The 16,866-nt window shown below is 36.0% G+C and carries 16 protein-coding genes; 9 read left to right on the top strand and 7 right to left on the bottom strand.

Annotated elements, in window-relative coordinates:
- The first annotated feature begins 54 nt into the window (after positions 1–54).
- From P278_RS15545 to P278_RS15535, 3 genes are all read left to right on the top strand, one after another.
- Positions 55–1,188 carry a hypothetical protein gene (locus tag P278_RS15545; protein ID WP_038268844.1) on the top strand — a complete coding sequence of 378 codons (1,134 nt, stop codon included), beginning with the start codon at positions 55–57 and terminating at the stop codon, positions 1,186–1,188.
- Between the two features lie 236 nt (positions 1,189–1,424).
- Positions 1,425–1,832 carry a T9SS type A sorting domain-containing protein gene (locus P278_RS15540; RefSeq protein ID WP_051413623.1) on the top strand — a complete coding sequence of 136 codons (408 nt, stop codon included), beginning with the start codon at positions 1,425–1,427 and terminating at the stop codon, positions 1,830–1,832.
- Between the two features lie 79 nt (positions 1,833–1,911).
- Positions 1,912–2,889: a LuxE/PaaK family acyltransferase gene (locus P278_RS15535; RefSeq protein WP_038268843.1), complete on the top strand. Its 978-nt coding sequence runs from the start codon at positions 1,912–1,914 to the stop codon at positions 2,887–2,889.
- An 81-nt stretch (positions 2,890–2,970) separates the two neighbouring features.
- On the opposite strand, the gene tyrS is transcribed toward P278_RS15535, so the two are convergent.
- The gene (gene tyrS / locus P278_RS15530) at positions 2,971–4,266 is read right to left on the bottom strand and encodes a tyrosine--tRNA ligase (RefSeq protein WP_038268842.1); all 1,296 of its coding nucleotides are present in this window, start codon (positions 4,264–4,266) and stop codon (positions 2,971–2,973) included.
- A 140-nt stretch (positions 4,267–4,406) separates the two neighbouring features.
- Between tyrS and P278_RS15525 the strand changes: the two genes are divergently transcribed.
- A complete protein-coding gene (locus tag P278_RS15525) occupies positions 4,407–5,351 on the top strand; it encodes an NAD-dependent epimerase/dehydratase family protein (RefSeq protein ID WP_051413622.1) in 945 nt (314 codons plus the stop codon).
- On the opposite strand, the gene P278_RS15520 is transcribed toward P278_RS15525, so the two are convergent.
- The 3 genes from P278_RS15520 to P278_RS15510 are packed head-to-tail and all read right to left on the bottom strand — an operon-like array spanning position 5,348 to position 7,878.
- On the bottom strand, positions 5,348–5,788 hold the full coding sequence (locus tag P278_RS15520) for a DUF4296 domain-containing protein (protein ID WP_051413621.1): 441 nt from the start codon (positions 5,786–5,788) through the stop codon (positions 5,348–5,350). The two genes, P278_RS15525 and P278_RS15520, sit on opposite strands and share 4 nt — an antisense overlap.
- A gap of 10 nt (positions 5,789–5,798) precedes the next feature.
- Complete coding sequence (locus P278_RS15515) at positions 5,799–7,139, bottom strand: dihydroorotase (protein WP_038268840.1); 1,341 nt, start codon at positions 7,137–7,139, stop codon at positions 5,799–5,801.
- A 1-nt stretch (position 7,140) separates the two neighbouring features.
- The gene (locus P278_RS15510; protein WP_038268838.1) at positions 7,141–7,878 is read right to left on the bottom strand and encodes a polyprenol monophosphomannose synthase; all 738 of its coding nucleotides are present in this window, start codon (positions 7,876–7,878) and stop codon (positions 7,141–7,143) included.
- Between the two features lie 126 nt (positions 7,879–8,004).
- Between P278_RS15510 and P278_RS15505 the strand changes: the two genes are divergently transcribed.
- Genes P278_RS15505 through P278_RS15495 form a run of 3 tightly spaced genes read left to right on the top strand, consistent with a single transcriptional unit; the run spans position 8,005 to position 11,096 of the window.
- A complete protein-coding gene (locus tag P278_RS15505) occupies positions 8,005–9,675 on the top strand; it encodes an ArnT family glycosyltransferase (protein ID WP_038268836.1) in 1,671 nt (556 codons plus the stop codon).
- Positions 9,676–10,329, top strand: a complete 654-nt coding sequence (locus P278_RS15500) for a DUF4271 domain-containing protein (RefSeq protein ID WP_038268835.1) — start codon at positions 9,676–9,678, stop codon at positions 10,327–10,329.
- A 17-nt stretch (positions 10,330–10,346) separates the two neighbouring features.
- Complete coding sequence (locus P278_RS15495) at positions 10,347–11,096, top strand: uroporphyrinogen-III synthase (protein ID WP_038268833.1); 750 nt, start codon at positions 10,347–10,349, stop codon at positions 11,094–11,096.
- Between the two features lie 83 nt (positions 11,097–11,179).
- Here P278_RS15495 and P278_RS15490 read toward each other — a convergent pair whose 3' ends face one another.
- Together P278_RS15490 and P278_RS15485 are read right to left on the bottom strand one after the other, a co-directional pair.
- Positions 11,180–12,721, bottom strand: coding sequence for a glycine--tRNA ligase (locus P278_RS15490; RefSeq protein ID WP_038268831.1), 1,542 nt, complete (start codon positions 12,719–12,721; stop codon positions 11,180–11,182).
- Between the two features lie 37 nt (positions 12,722–12,758).
- Complete coding sequence (locus tag P278_RS15485) at positions 12,759–13,676, bottom strand: coiled-coil domain-containing protein (protein ID WP_038268828.1); 918 nt, start codon at positions 13,674–13,676, stop codon at positions 12,759–12,761.
- Positions 13,677–13,718: 42 nt separating this feature from the next.
- Here P278_RS15485 and P278_RS15480 point away from each other — a divergent pair, with 42 nt between their 5' ends.
- The gene (locus P278_RS15480) at positions 13,719–14,417 is read left to right on the top strand and encodes a ComF family protein (RefSeq protein WP_235444306.1); all 699 of its coding nucleotides are present in this window, start codon (positions 13,719–13,721) and stop codon (positions 14,415–14,417) included.
- 55 nt (positions 14,418–14,472) lie between these two features.
- Positions 14,473–16,080 carry an Ig-like domain-containing protein gene (locus P278_RS15475; protein WP_038268825.1) on the top strand — a complete coding sequence of 536 codons (1,608 nt, stop codon included), beginning with the start codon at positions 14,473–14,475 and terminating at the stop codon, positions 16,078–16,080.
- On the opposite strand, the gene P278_RS15470 is transcribed toward P278_RS15475, so the two are convergent.
- Positions 16,067–16,843: a nitrilase family protein gene (locus P278_RS15470; protein WP_038268824.1), complete on the bottom strand. Its 777-nt coding sequence runs from the start codon at positions 16,841–16,843 to the stop codon at positions 16,067–16,069. The two genes, P278_RS15475 and P278_RS15470, sit on opposite strands and share 14 nt — an antisense overlap.
- Positions 16,844–16,866 lie beyond the last annotated feature (23 nt).

Here is a 16,866-nt window from a genome sequence, read left to right as displayed (position 1 = left end):
TAAATACAATTCATTTGCACTTATAAAATACAACTAAATTAAATTAAGAAAAACATGAAAAAATTAGTTCTATCATTAATGGCTTTTTCAGCCTTATTCTTCACATCATGTAGTACTTCTGATGATGATAACACTGGAGGAGAAAATGTTGTAATTAATCCAGGTGATTTTAAAGGTGAATTAAAAGACGGTGAATCTTTAACTTTAAATCCAAGTGAAACTTATAACCTGACAGGTGCATTCATCGTAAGAGGTGGTGCGACTTTAACCATTCCTGCAGGAACAACCATCGAAGCATCGGGAGGTACAAGTTCTTATATTGCAGTTGCACAAGATGGACAGATATTTATTAATGGGACTGCAAACGATCCTGTTGTAATGACTTCTGCTGCTGCTAGCCCAGCTGCTGGAGACTGGGGTGGTTTAGTAATCTGTGGTAGAGCAAACACTAACAAAGGTGGTTCTACTGGACAAACTGCTACTGCTGAAGTATCTGATTTAACATACGGTGGTACTGTTGATAATGACAACTCTGGTATTATTAAGTATTTAAGAATTGAATATACCGGAGCTACATTTAACGGTGAAAAAGAATTTAACGGTCTTTCATTATTCGGTGTTGGTTCTGGAACTACAATTGAATACGTACAATCATTCGAAGGTGGAGATGACGGTATTGAATTCTTTGGAGGTTCTGTTAACGGAAGATACCTAGTGTCTACTAACAGTGGTGATGATTCTATTGACTTCGCTGACGGATGGAGTGGAACAGGAGAGTACTGGTATATCTCAGGAGGAGCTAAAGCTGGTATCGAAGGTTCTAACAACGGAGATGACGCTGCTGCTACACCAACTACTACTGCAACTCTTAAAAACATTACAGTTGTAGGGCCTGGATCTGAAGGTGGTATCTATGTTAAAGAAGGTGGTGGAATCTGGACTGTAGAAAACTTCTACATCTCTGATTTCGAAACTGGAATACACGTAAAAGGTGCAGCTGACGATGCCGTAGCTAACGGACATATTGATAATGACGAAATAAGTTTTACTAACGTTATTTTTAACAATGTAACTACTGAAACTTCTTATCAAGGTGCCAATACTGACTTTTACACTGTAGGCACTGGTATGGGTGCTGGTAACGGTGCTGACGTTCCTAACTGGGCTAACGGATGGACAAGATTCTAAGACGACCTTAATTTTAATATAAAAAAACCCGGCTAATGCCGGGTTTTTTGTTTTTAAATATTTTTTAAAATCTACTCAGGGTTTTCAACCGTAAATACATTCATATCATTCTTAAAATCTACAACAAACTACACAAAATTGAACTTTATTATTTATTTAACTGTTCATTTCATCGAGTTTTTTAACGAACAGTATATTATTTTATTATATTAGTATGCCCCAAAATTTAATCGCGTATGAAAAAACTTTACACCTTAATCATTTTTTGCATGTTTTCATTCATAAGCTACAGTCTCAATGTAGTTTATATTGAAAATGATGTTTCTTATGCTCCAGGTCATTATTACGACGACATCTACACTTTTATTGAAATCCCTGAAATACTTAAAACCAATTCAGGCTATACCAATGAAATAGATGGCTTTAAACTTTATCCTAACCCCGTTAAAAATGGAAAAGTTTATATCTCTTCTAAAAAGGACCTTCCAAAGTATATCACCATATATGACGTATTGGGAAAAGTTGTGATGAAAGAAAAACTAACCTCAAAAACGCTTAGTGTAAATGAACTCAACAAGGGTGTTTACATACTGAAAGCTGTGGAAGAGGATAGAGCAACGACAAGAAAGCTAGTAATCGAATAAAACTCAAACCTCAGACACATCTAAAAGGGATAGTAATATTGATAAAAATTTACTGATATTTGCCATGTAAATTATTCACATGGTAAGCAATGCTATTTTTAACATACAAACAGCAAAAGATTTTGAAAACGTCGCCCTTGATGTTTTTAATTTTCAATACCTGAATAATAGCGTATACCAACGTTTTTGTGATTACCTGAACACCAAGCCCGAAAAGGTTGAAAATCTTGAAGATATTCCCTTTCTACCTATCCAATTCTTTAAATCTCAAAAGGTAACCACCGACCTTCAACATACAGACATTATCTTTAGTAGCAGTGGAACAACCGGAACCGTCACCAGCAAGCATTTTGTCAAAGACCTTTCAATTTATGAAAAAAGCTATCGGAAAGCCTTTCAACACTTTTACGGCAACATTGAGGATTATGCTGTATTAGCCCTGTTACCTGCCTATTTAGAGCGCAAAGGATCATCCCTGATCTACATGGCTAACGACTTCATTAATCGCTCAAATAATGAACATAGTGGCTTTTATTTAAACGATCTGAAGCATCTTAAAGAAAAACTCGATCTACTGGAATCAAGAAATCAAAAAACACTGCTTTTGGGGGTATCATTCGCACTTCTCGATCTTGTAGAAACCTATTCATTACATCTAAAGAATACTATTGTAATGGAGACGGGAGGGATGAAAGGACGACGAAAAGAAATCATAAGAGCGGAATTACATCAAATTCTATCAAATGGTTTAGGGGTTCAAAAAATCCATTCAGAATATGGCATGACGGAATTATTATCTCAGGGATACTCTAAAGGGGATGGTATTTTTGAATGTCCACCTTGGATGAAAATCATTACCAGGGATACGGACGACCCGCTGAGCCTTCAAAAACCTGGTAAAACAGGCGGCATCAATGTCATTGATCTGGCCAATATTAATTCATGTTCGTTTATTGCCACGCAGGATTTGGGAAAAGTATTTTCAGATGGTAGTTTTGAAATAATTGGAAGGTTTGACAACTCGGATATCAGAGGTTGTAATCTCATGGCCCTTTAATCGCTATACTAATCTACCCGCTGACCAGTCAGAACCACCCATTTTCAATAAAAAAAAGCCTGATTTTCATCAGGCCTCTTATTAGTTTACTACCAAAACAAAGTAATTCTTCTTACCTCGTTGCAGGAGCACAAATTTGTTGTTAATAAGATCATCCGAAGTAATTCGATAATCTTCTTTCACTTTATTTTTATTTACTGAAATAGAATTTTGCTTCAATTCTCTTCTGGCATCACCATTGGACTTTAAAAAACCTGTTTTTGCTGACAAAGCTCCAATCATATCCAGACCTTCCTGAATCTCTTCTTTTGAAACCTCAGCCTGAGGAACACCTTCAAAAATATCTAAAAATGTTTTTCCATCCAGCGTTTTTAAATCCTCAGAGGTTGATTTCCCGAACAAGATATCAGAAGCCTTAATAGCATTTTCAAGATTCTCTTCACCGTGAACCATTTTAGTAATTTCTTCAGCTAGTGTTTTCTGTAGCCCTCTCAAATGAGGAGCTTCCTGATGAGAAGCTACCAAGCTCTCAATCTCCTCTTTTGACAAGAAGGTAAATATCTTTATATACTTCTCTGCGTCATCATCACTTGTGTTTAACCAGTACTGGTAGAATTTATAAGGCGAAGTTCTTTCTGCATCAAGCCAAACGTTACCACCTTCTGTTTTACCAAATTTGGTTCCATCAGCTTTGGTTATCAGCGGACATGTAAGTGCAAAAGCCTTCCCTGATGCAATTCTTCTGATGAGTTCGGTACCCGTGGTTATATTCCCCCATTGATCACTACCACCCATCTGCAGCGTACAATTGTTTTCATTGTACAAATGAAGAAAATCATACCCTTGAACCAACTGATAGGTGAACTCTGTAAAGCTCATACCCTCGGCAGATTCTGAAGACAATCGTTTCTTTACAGAATCCTTTGCCATCATATAGTTTACCGTAATATGCTTACCAACATCACGAATGAACTCAAGAAAAGAAAAGTTTTTCATCCAATCGTAATTATTAACCAACACAGCAGCATTTGGTTCAGCCGCATCAAACTCCAGGAATCTGGCCAACTGTCCTTTAATTGCATTTTGGTTATGTAGCAAATCATCTTCTGTCAAAAGATTACGTTCTTTTGATTTTCCTGAAGGATCTCCAATCATTCCTGTTGCTCCACCTATCAGGGCATATGGTTTATGACCACAAGCTTGAAAATGCTTAAGCATCATCACCCCTACAAGATGCCCAATGTGCAAGGAGTCGGCTGTTGGATCTATTCCCACATAAGCAGCGCGCATTCCTTCTAACAAATGCTCCTCTGTACCTGGCATCACATCATGTATCATGCCTCTCCATTGTAATTCCTCTATAAAGTTTTTGGCCATTGTTTTTATAATTTTACGGTAAAACAGCTGCAAAGATAAAGAATCGAACGATTTAACAAGAACGAAACCAAAAAAAGGAATCTTAAGATTTTCTTATCTCTAAGCGTACTGAACGTTAAAAAAAGCATTAATTTCGCCTTATGAATTTAGTTACCGGTGCTACAGGATTGGTTGGATCGTTTACGACTCTGGGCCTTCTAAAAAAGGGTGAAAAAGTACGCGCTCTGTATAGAAATAAGGATAAACAACTCCTTACCAAAAAAGTTTTCGAAATGCATAATGCCATTGATCTTTTTGACGCGATTGAATGGTACCAATCTGATATTACCGATATTCCACGTTTAACTAATGCCTTTATTGGCATAGATCATGTTTATCACTGTGCTGCCCTTATAAGCTTCAACCCAGGTGACCGAAGGAAACTTAAAAAGAGTAATATTGAAGGCACTGCCAATATTGTAAACCTATCTATCGATCATCATATAAAAAAACTGTGTTATGTAAGCAGTATTGCCACGTTAGGAAAACCCATAAAGGAAACTGCTGTTACGGAGAAAAATCACTGGAATCCTGAAGCTCCTAATAATGTTTATGCTGTGAGCAAATACCGGGCAGAAATGGAAGTATGGAGAGGTTCTCAGGAAGACTTAGATGTAATAGTTGTTAATCCGGGGGTAATTCTGGGGCCTGAGCATTTTGAAAGTGGCAGTGGAGCATTCTACAAAATACTTCGTAAAGGCGTTTCTTTTTATCCCCAAGGCGGTACTGGTTTTATCGATGTTGAAGATGTTGCTAAATACATGATCGCCTTAATGCATTCGAATATTAAAAATGAGCGTTATATATTAGTTTCTGAAAATACTACCTACAAAGAGGTTATCGATAGAATTGCTAACAAAACCAAAACAAAGCCACCTCATAAACCTCTTAAAAACTGGATCTTAAAGGTGCTTTGGAGGTTAGATTGGCTTAAAGCTGTATTTGGAGGTAAACGAAAACTAACTAAAAACACAGCACATTCCTTAAATTCAAGCACTTACTATTCGAGCGAAAAACTTAGAGAAACGCTTTCCAAAATAGGTTAATCCTCTTCAGAAAGTTCAGCTGGTGTTAAGCTATCATTCTTTTTAATAACTGGCGCATTTTTCTCCATCTCTATGGTTCGTTTATTACGCATAAGACTATCGGCCAAAGCCTTTTCTTCTTTTAGGCGTTCTTCGACTCTCTGGAATATTCGAAGATGAATATTGGGTTTTGAAGCATAATAAACACTACTCCTGGCCAATTGCAGGCTATCTATTTTATGCTTTTCATAAATAAACTCTTCAGGCTGGATCTCATTTTCTCTTAATACTTTCACATTTGAAGAACGAGCAGCGTTTAAAACCGCTATATCATAAAAAATAGCAACCATTTCATCTTCCTCTATCAAGTTTTCTGGTTTTTCTACCACATTCGTCTCACAAGAAACAAGCAGTAAAACAGTTCCAAAAACAATCAATATATTTTTTAGTATACTCATTTACGCAGTATTAATCTCTGTTAAAAGTCAGTCGCTTAGCATTTCTGTTTTCAGAAACCTGTCCTTCCTTATACGCCAAATAACCATTTACAAAGGTATGTGTTATTTTAGATTTAAACGCAGTTCCTTCGAAAGGAGACCATCCACATTTGTATAAGATATTTTCCCTGGTTACTTTCCATTCATCATTCAGGTCAACCAATACCAAATCAGCATAATATCCCTCACGAACGAAACCACGATCTTTTATTTGAAACAGCTTTGCAGGATTATGACACATTTTCTCTACAATCTTTGTCAAACCTACCTTCCCCCTGTGATAATTCTCCAACATAGCCGGCAACACGTGTTGCACCAATGGTCCGCCTGACGGGGCTTTGGTATAAACATTTTGTTTTTCTTCAAGGGTATGTGGCGCATGGTCAGTTGCTATGACATCGATACGATCATCGAGCAGCGCTTTCCATAATTCATCTCGATCTTCGGCAGTTTTTACAGCCGGATTCCATTTAATCAAAGTCCCCTTTTCTTCATAATCCGCATCAGAAAACCACAAGTGATGCACACATACTTCTGCGGTAATCTTCTTTTCTTCCAAAGGAATATCATTCACGAACTGATGAGTTTCCTTTCCGGTGGAAAGGTGAAATATATGCAATCTTGCACCGGTTTTCTTAGCCAAGGCTATGGCTTTTGAAGACGACAAATAACAAGCTTCTTCACTTCTTATTATAGGGTGATATTTAATTGGAATATCATCTCCATAAATACCTGTATAATGCTCTAAATTTCTTTTAATGGTGGCCTCATCTTCACAATGAGTACAAATAACCATATCAGTATTTGAAAATATAGTCTCTATGACCTGCTCATTATCTACCAACATATTCCCTGTGGACGATCCTAAGAACAGTTTTACTGCGGCACAAGATTTATTATCTAATTTTTTTAATTCTTCGAGATTATCATTAGTTCCTCCAAACATGAAAGAATAGTTCGCATAGGAAGAATTGGCGGCGATACTAAACTTCTCTTCTAACTTTTCTATGGTAGTTGTTTGGGGATTTGTATTTGGCTGCTCCATAAAAGTGGTAACTCCACCTGCAACGGCTGCTCTACTTTCGGTTGCAATATTTGCCTTATGGGTTAATCCGGGCTCACGAAAATGAACCTGATCATCTATAATCCCCGGCAACAAATAGTTCCCTTTGGCATCAATAACATTGGCATTTAAAGCACTAATTCCAGTTTCAATTTTAACAATTCGCTCTCCTTCAATCAAAACATCTACTTCCAGGATCTGCCCTTCATTTACAACCTTTGCATTCTTAATTAGTGTTTGCTGCCCCATTTTAATTAAATTTTTCTTTTCTGAATAAACTATTAAACTTCATTTTCAGCACGCCCCAGATAGCTTCGTATATAATCTTGCCATCCATTTTAGACGTACCCTTTACCCTATCGGTAAAAACAATCGGCACTTCAACCAATTTAAACTTCTGCAGGTGTGCCTTGAACTTCATTTCTATTTGAAAAGCATACCCTACAAACTGGATCTTATCCAGATCCAGACGTTCGATAACACTTCTTTTATAACAAACAAATCCTGCGGTTGGATCATTAACACGCATTCCCGTTATCAACTTCACATAAAACGAAGCCCCATAACTCAATATTATCCTTCCCATTGGCCAATTTACTACATTAACCCCCTTAATATACCTGGAACCGATAGCCAGGTCAGCGCCCTTATTAATACAGGCATCCAATAATCTTGGCAGGTCTTTTGGGTTATGAGAAAAATCAGCATCCATTTCAAAAATATAATCATAGTTGTTTTTAAGTGCCCACTTAAAACCATGAATATATGCGGTTCCTAATCCTGTTTTTTCCTGACGAACCTCCAAAAATAATTCGTCTTTAAATTGCTTTTGAAGCTCTCTAACTTTATCGGCGGTACCATCGGGTGAATTATCATCGACAATGAGTACATGATAATTTTGCTTTAAATCAAATACCGCTTTTATAATGGCTTCAATATTCTCTATTTCGTTGTAGGTCGGTATAATGACCAAACATTCTGATGTCATCTATTTGCTCTTAATGAATGCAAAAATAGTATAATTAAACTGATCGATTCAGATAATCGTTATTAATCAGTCTATAAAGAGAAGAAAGTTGAAATAATACCTATTTTTGTCACAAATTTATTTTGAATGCAACAAACAAAAAAGTCTGATCAAATCGTCTTGATTTTTTTAGCGGCTTTAACAGGTATCAATCTTTTACAGAGCCATTTAACTGAGCTTATTTTCGACGAAGCTTATTACTGGTATTTCGCAAAGGATTTAGCATGGGGATACTTTGATCACCCACCTGCGGTAGCATTTTTTGTAAAACTTGGCTCCTTGTTGTTTGATGGAGAGTTGGGAGTTCGTTTTTTCGCTCCATGGCTATTATCAGGGTCTATTTATTTTATTTGGAAGCTCATTGAGTCGCCCAAAAAACATGAACATGTTTTACTTTTTTGTCTGATTTCTTCTTCATTAGCTTTATTAAACGCTTACGGATTCTTTATGCTTCCGGACACCCCTTTAATTTTCTTTTCAACTTTATTCCTGTTTGCTTACCAGGGATTCCTGAAAAAAGAGCGTGTTCAAAATATTTTTTTACTGGCATTGAGCATGGCTTTAATCATGTATAGCAAATACCATGCGTTTCTGTTAATTGTTTTTGTAATCCTCGGTAATATAAGGATCTTATTAAACCTAAACTTTTGGAAAGCTATTGGTCTTTCCTTGCTATTTTACACACCTCACTTGGTGTGGCTTTTCGAAAACGATTTTGCTCCTTTACGTTATCATTTTTTTGACAGAGCTGATAGTTATTATAAAATATCATATACCACCGAATATCTTCTTGGGCTTATTGGCATTATGGGGTTTGCCTCGCCATGGATATACTATTCGCTGGTAAAAACTCACAGTCAAAACAAATTTGACAAAAGCTTAAAATACACTGTTTGGGGTATTATCATATTCTTTTTGTTCTCTTCTTTTAACCGGAGAACACAAGCTCAATGGCCAATGCTCATTATCATTCCTTTGTTCATATTCGTGTTTCGATATGCCATTAACCATCCGAAATTTAAAAAAGGACTGACCGTCGCCTCTTCTGTTTCATTAGTTGTTATTTGCTACTTGAGATTTGCAATGCTTTTTCCTTCGCTAATACCGTTCAGTTATGAAACCCATGGCAATAAAGCCTGGGCGATGGAGCTAAAAGAAAAAACAAATGGCCTCCCGGTCATATTCACCAATTCGTACAGAAATGCAAGCATGTACAGCTTTTACTCCGGGGTCGATGCTTATTCTTTAAATGATCTTAAGTTCAGACTCAATCAATACGATCTCGACACCTCTGAACTCAGGTTTCAAAACAAAAAAGTTGCTTACATTACTAATTCTGAAGCGTATTCTCCATCCTTCTCGGTACAACAAGCATTTAAAAACAGGACTTTAAAAGGTATTATAGTAGCTAATTTTAGTTCTTGGCGTAAATTGAAAATTGAGACAGAGACCCAGAACATTAAATCTTTTTCACAGCCGCAACCGATCACTATCATTAACCCTTATAATGTGAATATCCCTATTGAAAAGCTGGAACTTCACGGGGTCACATTAGATGAGAAAAAGCGTATTATTGACACTTTAAAAATTAAAGTAAATGACTATGATGCTCCAATCATAAAGGCTAATTCTTTTATGAATTTAAAGATTTCAATACTGGATCATACACCTGAAAATATTGAAAAATATTTTAGATTGAGTATATCCGAGAACGAGCTACCTTATGGATTTAATGGCGAAATTATTCCAATAAAATAGATGGAAAGTATTTTAAGACATACCACCGACTTAACTATTGAAAGTTTTTTACTCGTGGGCTGCCTTGTCTTAATGACGTTTGCCAAAGCAACAGATGAGGGTCGTTTTCCTCTATTTATCAGTATTTTTTATTCTGAAAAATACTTCAAAGTTTACAGCAAAGAAAAATCACACACCCATAATTGGTTTAATATATTTTTACTTCTTGTTCAGGTGATCACCCTGGGCTTTCTTTGCAAAATCTCTATCGACTTTTTCGATCTTTCGATACAAGCAAACATACTCACTATAACAGCATTCATCTTACTTGTTATCCTTTTTAAATATTATTTAGAAAAAACCATTGCCACGGTTTTTAACATAAATTCTTTCGCAGAAAGTTATCATTTTGAAAAGTTAAGCTACTTAAATTTAAGTTGTCTTCTAAGCCTTCCGTTTATTACGTTGCTGATATACAGCGATTTAAACAAGAAAATTTTATTTTTCTCAACGATTTCACTTTTTATTTTACTAAATGTTATTTCTTTTGTTTTAATATTAAAAAATCATCAAAAAATCATTCGCTACAACTTGTTTTATTTTATTTTGTATCTTTGCGCGCTAGAAATAGCCCCCATATTAATACTAGTTAAGGTATTATTAGGAAGAATCTAAAAAACGTAAGGTAAACTATGAAAGTTAAAACAATTTTGGTTTCTCAGCCTGAGCCCAAAGTAGAAAATTCACCTTATTCCCGTTTAGTTGAAAAACAAAAGGTGAAAATCGATTTCAGGCCTTTTATTCATGTCGAAGGAGTTAATGCTAAAGATGTTAGACAACAAAAAGTTGATTTGTCTCAGTTTACCGCAATCATCTTCACGAGCAGGAATGCTGTTGACCATTTTTTCAGAATTGCAGATGAAATGAGACACAAAGTTCCGGATTCGATGAAGTATTTCTGCCAATCGGAAGCGGTAGCGTATTACTTACAGAAATACGTTGTTTACAGAAAAAGGAAAATTTATGTTGGCAAGAGAAACTTTCCGGATCTTGCACCTTTAATTAAAAAATACAAAGACGAAAAGTACCTTCTTCCATCATCAGATGTTTTAAAACCTATTGTTCCTGAAACATTAGACGAACTAAAAATAGACTGGAAAAGGGCAATTTTATATAAGACAGTTGTTAGCGACTTATCAGACCTTAAAGATGTTTATTATGACATCTTAGCATTTTATAGTCCATCAGGAATTGAGTCTTTATTTAAGAACTTCCCTGATTTTAAACAGAATGAAACAAGAATTGCTGTTTTTGGAAACACAACCCAAAAAGCAGCGGAGGCCAGTGGATTAAGGATTGATATTATGGCTCCTACCCCTGACACACCATCAATGACTATGGCTTTAGAGAAGTACATTGTTGAAGCGAACAAAGGAAAATAATACTTGATTGGTTATACAATAAAAAAGCCCTTGAAAATTTTCAAGGGCTTTTTTATTATTAGTAGTCATACTATTCTGAATTATTACATTTTATTCAGCCAGTTACGAACATCTACTTCTTCTTTAATTATTGCTCCCAGCTCGCTGATTGCAACTCTTTTTTGTTCCATTGTATCCCGATGACGGATAGTAACAGTATGATCTTCTTTGGTTTGATGATCAACAGTAATACAAAAAGGCGTACCTGCAGCATCTTGTCTTCTGTAACGTCTTCCTACTGCATCTTTTTCATCATAGGTCACCATGAAGTCCCATTTTAGATCCTCAACGATCTGACGTGCTATTTCCGGTAATCCATCTTTCTTTACCAATGGCAAGATTGCAGCCTTGGTAGGTGCTAATACAGCCGGAATTTTTAAAACTGTTCTGGTAGTATCATTCTCTAAGGTTTCCTCCTGCAATGAATTTGAAAAGACCGCTAAAAACATTCTATCTAAACCAATAGATGTTTCAAGCACATATGGAACATAACTTTTATTTTCTTCCGGGTCGAAGTATTGCATTTTCTTACCTGAAAACTCCTCATGCTTTCCAAGGTCAAAATCTGTTCTGGAGTGTATTCCCTCTAACTCTTTGAAACCAAAAGGAAACTTGAATTCTATATCAGAGGCTGCATCTGCGTAATGCGCCAACTTTTCATGATCATGAAAACGGTAGTTCTCTTCGCCTAAACCGAGCGATAAATGCCATTTTAAACGCGCTTCTTTCCAATGCTCATACCATTTTAGTTGGGTTCCCGGCTTGATAAAGAATTGCATCTCCATTTGTTCAAATTCTCTCATTCTGAAAATAAACTGTCGAGCAACGATTTCATTTCTAAAAGCCTTACCGGTTTGCGCTATCCCAAAAGGAATCTTCATTCTACCAGTTTTCTGCACATTAGTGAAATTTGCAAATATTCCCTGGGCTGTTTCTGGTCTTAAATACAGATCCATTGCACTATCTGCAGAGGCTCCAAGCTTGGTTCCAAACATTAGGTTAAACTGCTTAACATCCGTCCAGTTTTTACTTCCAGTCTCCGGGTCGGCAATTCCTAATTCTTCAATTAGCGATTTTACATCAGCTAAATCTTCTTTCTCAAGAGAGGCAGCCATCCTCTTTATAATAGCTTCGGCTTTTTCTTTATAACCTATCACTCTGCCGTTAGTTGCTACAAACTGCTCTTCATCAAAAGACTCACCAAAGCGTTTTTTAGCCTTGGTTATTTCCTTGTCTATTTTCGCTTCAATTTTAGCTACATAGTCTTCAATCAACACATCGGCTCTGTACCTTCTTTTGGAATCTTTATTATCAATTAGAGGATCATTAAAAGCATCTACGTGACCAGAGGCTTTCCATGTTGTAGGATGCATAAAAATTGCTGCATCAATCCCTACAATATTTTCATTCATCTGAACCATGGCTTTCCACCAATAGTCACGGATATTCTTTTTTAATTCAACCCCATTCTGACCGTAATCGTATACGGCACTTAATCCATCGTAAATTTCGCTAGAAGGGAATACATACCCGTATTCTTTTGCGTGAGATATAACCTTCTTAAAATGTTCATCTTGATTTGCCATGCAACAAAAATAGCCTTTTGTAAGTAGATAGCAATGGCTATTTTAACTCGAAATTTGAACTTGCCAATAAATTAGATTCATGGTATACATTTACAATGTAATTTCCGGCATCTACAAGTTCATTTACCACAATAAAATCACACACACTTAACGGGGAGTTTTCAAATGGAACCACAATCTTTTTACTGTAGACGACTTCCTTACCATTTAGGTCGATAGTTTTATTATTTCCTAAAATTGTTCCATCAGGATCTGTAAATTGAACATAAAAGATCTGTTCTCCTTCCTGTAGCAATGTATTAGGCAGCACCACAAAACAAACTCTTAAACGATCTGTTTTGGAAATCCTGTTGGTTAGCAACATTCTTCCATTACTTCTTTCCTTATAGGCTGAAGCTTTTAAGCTTGCTATTTTTATCGGGGCTTTATTCAGTTCTTTTGACAACTCGATATTCTCACTAATTAAAGAGTCTGAAAAATCAGATAGCTGTTCGTTTGACTTCTTTAAGGTATTGGAATACCTAGTGAGTTCAACTAATCGAAGTTTCGCACTATCAATTTCTTTAGCAAGAAGTATATTTTCGCGTCTTACAGAATCTAACTCTCTGTGTAACCCCCTGTTTTCGTTTCTCAGCAACAACAATTCTCTTCGATACTTGTGAAGCAAGTTATAATCTACCTCTAAAACTTTAATTGAGTCTATTAATAATGTAATGCGTTGTTTATTTTCTCGAATCACTTCATTATTAACATCATTTTCTTCTGAAAGATTGCTTAAGTCGGCCTGAATTTGTTCCAGGTCCTGAATGATCATTGATTTCTCATTCTGAAGAAACGACACTTTTTCTTCACTCTCCATATAATTATAATACGAAAAGCCCGTGAGCACAATAATACATACGAACAATGCTATGAGTATAGCCTTCTGTCCCAGTTGTTTGTTTTGAACACTCATTAATATTGGTTAGATTTGAGACAATAACCAAATCAAACAGAATTGATTACCGCGATAAAGATAATAAATGATATTCAAAGTTTATTCTTTCCCGAAATTTGCTTTGGTTGCCACAATATACTAAATCCTAATGAAGAAACAATCTGTACCTGTTGCAGGCATAATCTAGCTCTTTCCAATTCATATCAAGCCTCTCCTAATGAGGTATTAAAAATTTTTCAAGGCAGGCTAAAACTTCAGCACGCCTCAACTTTATTACACTTCCACAAAAAGGGAATTACGCAAGAACTTATTCATAATCTTAAATACAAAGGACACCAGGATATCGGTGTTTTTTTAGGCAACTGGATGGGAAGTTTACTAAAAGAAACTGACTATTACCAAAACATTGATTATGTTATCCCCGTTCCATTACATCGCAAAAAATTAAGAAAAAGAGGATACAACCAGGTGACAACTTTTGCAAAAGCTATTGCTACAAAGATCGATGCTGAATTTAGAAACGATCTTATATCAAGGGTTAAGCATGCTTCTACCCAAACCATGAAAAGCAGAGCAAAACGATGGCAAGAATTAAAAACCAGTTTTAAGATTGTCAAGCCGAATGCATTTCTAAACAAACATGTTTTAATTGTTGATGATATCATTACAACCGGTTCTACAATTGAGGCCTGTGTTAAAGAAGTGCTGCTCCAAACAAATTGTAAAGTGAGCGTTACTTCCATGGCAATTACAATATAAATTTATCGTTAATGTGAAAATAGTTGTTAATTTGCACCTGATATAGTGAGGTAATATGAAAAACAATTTTTTTAGCATCTGTTTTAGTCTGGCAATACTTTTAAGTTTAATTAATTGTGCTAAAAGAAGCACCCCTACGGGCGGTGAAAAGGATATTACTCCTCCGGTAATGGTGAGTGCTTCACCTGAACCGTATTCTACTAATTTTGATGAAGAAGAAGTTAAAATCACCTTTGACGAATACATTAAGTTAAAAGACATTCAAAAACAATTAATTGTTTCTCCACCATTAAAATACCCTCCTATAATCACCCCTCAGGGTACAGCAAGCAAATTCATTAAAATTAAAATTCAGGACACCTTAAAAGAAAACACTACCTATGTTTTTAATTTTGGTCAAAGTATCACCGATAATAACGAGGGGAATCCGTATTCATATTTTAATTATGTGTTCTCTACGGGCGACTATATCGATTCTTTAAAGGTGAACGGTTTTATTACCGACGCCAAATTGAAAGAGCCGGATAATTTTGTTTCCATCATGCTTTACGAGGTAGATTCCACCTATTCGGATTCTACGGTTTACAAAAACCCACCAACCTATATAACGAATACATTAGATAGCCTCACAACTTTTCAGTTAACTAATTTGAAAGCCGGAGAGTATGCAATTTTCGCCATGAAGGATGAAGCTAATAATTATGTGTTTAATCAAAAGACTGATAAAATTGCTTTTATTTCTGACCACATAACCGTCCCTACCGATTCAGTTTTTAAGCTCAATCTATTTAAAGAGATTCCTGATTACCGCGCTGCAAGACCTTCTGAAGCAACAACCAATCGTATTTTATTTGGTTATGAAGGAAAACCGGACAGTATTAAGATTGATTTGTTGTCAGATACTCCTGAGGATTATGATTACAGAATCACAAAAGATCTTGAAAAAGACACCCTCAACTATTGGTTTACTCCCTTTGAGGCAGATTCTCTGATATTCACGGTTAGCCATAAAAAGCAAATAGACACTTTTACTATTAAGAGACGTAAGGCTGAATCTGACTCCCTGTTATTACAATCCACCATTAGTGGAAACCTTGGCTATTTCAAGCCATTTGGGATTCAGGCCAATACGCCTTTAGAAAGTATAGACAGTACTTTCATCTCTATCATCGATAAGGACAGTTTAAAAATTGCTTTCGATTATTCAATCGATAAGGAGCTGAACCAGGTTAATCTTAACTGGAAGATCGAACCTAGTCAACGTTACATCATTACAGCATTGCCCGGAGCCATTGAGGACTTTTATGGAAACACTAACGACACTCTTAATTACAATACTTCAACCAAAAGTTTAGCGGACCTGGGGAGTATCAGAGTTACGGTTAGAAATGTCAAAGAATTCCCTATCGTCGTACAATTAACGGATCAAAAAGGAGAAGTGAAGTTCGAAAAGTATGCCGAAACGGAACAATCCTTATTCGAATTTATGAATATTGATCCAGGAACGTATTTTATCAGGGTTATTCATGACGCTAATGGAAATGGTATTTGGGATACGGGTAATTATTTAAAAAAGTTACAGCCCGAAAAAATAAGTTATTTCCCTGGCGAAATTGAGTTAAGATCTAACTGGGAACTTGAACAAGAGTTTATACTAGATTAAAATCATCGCGATCCTCTAAAAACCGAAGTTTATTTCTAAGTTTATCGCTATTACTTTTAGTTAATACCGCATAGAGTACTTCCTCTTTTTCGCTATAGTTCAATTGATTTCCCAGGGCATCATATACTGCTGAATGGCCTGAGTGATTATACCCGTTACCATCGAGTCCGATCCGGTTTACACCCATCACATAGCTCATATTTTCAATAGCTCTTGCTTTTAAAAGTGCATCCCAGGCACCAATCCGCACCTCTGGCCAGTTAGCCACATAATAAAGCACATCATAATCTTCTGTATTTCGAGACCATACAGGAAAACGAAGGTCATAACAAACCTGAGGGCATAATTTCCAGCCTTTATATTGAATTATAGTTTTCTCATCCCCTTTCCCATAAACAAGATCCTCACCTGCCAATGTAAACGTATGTCGTTTATCGTAATGACCCAGGCTTCCGGATGGATATACAAAGACTAATCTATTGTAGTAACTATTTTTTACCTTAACCACCAAACTACCGGAAATTGCTGCTTTCTTCTTACTGGCGAGTTCCTTTAAAGCCAAAATTGTAGTACCTCCCATATCTTCCGCTACCTTTCCCGGGTTCATTGTAAATCCTGAGGTAAACATTTCAGGAAGGATGATTAAATCAACATCATCTTCAAGACCCTCAATTCTTTCGAACAACACTTTTCGGTTTGCTTTAGGATTTTCCCAAAGCAAATGAGTCTGAATCAACGCTACTTTAAGCTTATCTTGGCTCATATTATATGATTAATCTATAAATT

The organism is Zhouia amylolytica AD3 (genome assembly GCF_000511935.2).
Lineage (GTDB): Bacteria > Bacteroidota > Bacteroidia > Flavobacteriales > Flavobacteriaceae > Zhouia > Zhouia amylolytica.
This window is presented reverse-complemented; position numbering and strand designations above follow the sequence as displayed.

Coding starts and splice junctions, on each gene's coding strand:
- P278_RS15545 (WP_038268844.1), top strand. CDS start 55: ATGAAAAAATTAGTTCTATCATTAATGGCTTTTTCAGCCTTATTCTTC.
- P278_RS15540 (WP_051413623.1), top strand. CDS start 1,425: ATGAAAAAACTTTACACCTTAATCATTTTTTGCATGTTTTCATTCATA.
- P278_RS15535 (WP_038268843.1), top strand. CDS start 1,912: ATGGTAAGCAATGCTATTTTTAACATACAAACAGCAAAAGATTTTGAA.
- tyrS (WP_038268842.1), bottom strand. CDS start 4,266: ATGGCCAAAAACTTTATAGAGGAATTACAATGGAGAGGCATGATACAT.
- P278_RS15525 (WP_051413622.1), top strand. CDS start 4,407: ATGAATTTAGTTACCGGTGCTACAGGATTGGTTGGATCGTTTACGACT.
- P278_RS15520 (WP_051413621.1), bottom strand. CDS start 5,788: ATGAGTATACTAAAAAATATATTGATTGTTTTTGGAACTGTTTTACTG.
- P278_RS15515 (WP_038268840.1), bottom strand. CDS start 7,139: ATGGGGCAGCAAACACTAATTAAGAATGCAAAGGTTGTAAATGAAGGG.
- P278_RS15510 (WP_038268838.1), bottom strand. CDS start 7,878: ATGACATCAGAATGTTTGGTCATTATACCGACCTACAACGAAATAGAG.
- P278_RS15505 (WP_038268836.1), top strand. CDS start 8,005: ATGCAACAAACAAAAAAGTCTGATCAAATCGTCTTGATTTTTTTAGCG.
- P278_RS15500 (WP_038268835.1), top strand. CDS start 9,676: ATGGAAAGTATTTTAAGACATACCACCGACTTAACTATTGAAAGTTTT.
- P278_RS15495 (WP_038268833.1), top strand. CDS start 10,347: ATGAAAGTTAAAACAATTTTGGTTTCTCAGCCTGAGCCCAAAGTAGAA.
- P278_RS15490 (WP_038268831.1), bottom strand. CDS start 12,721: ATGGCAAATCAAGATGAACATTTTAAGAAGGTTATATCTCACGCAAAA.
- P278_RS15485 (WP_038268828.1), bottom strand. CDS start 13,676: ATGAGTGTTCAAAACAAACAACTGGGACAGAAGGCTATACTCATAGCA.
- P278_RS15475 (WP_038268825.1), top strand. CDS start 14,473: ATGAAAAACAATTTTTTTAGCATCTGTTTTAGTCTGGCAATACTTTTA.
- P278_RS15470 (WP_038268824.1), bottom strand. CDS start 16,843: ATGAGCCAAGATAAGCTTAAAGTAGCGTTGATTCAGACTCATTTGCTT.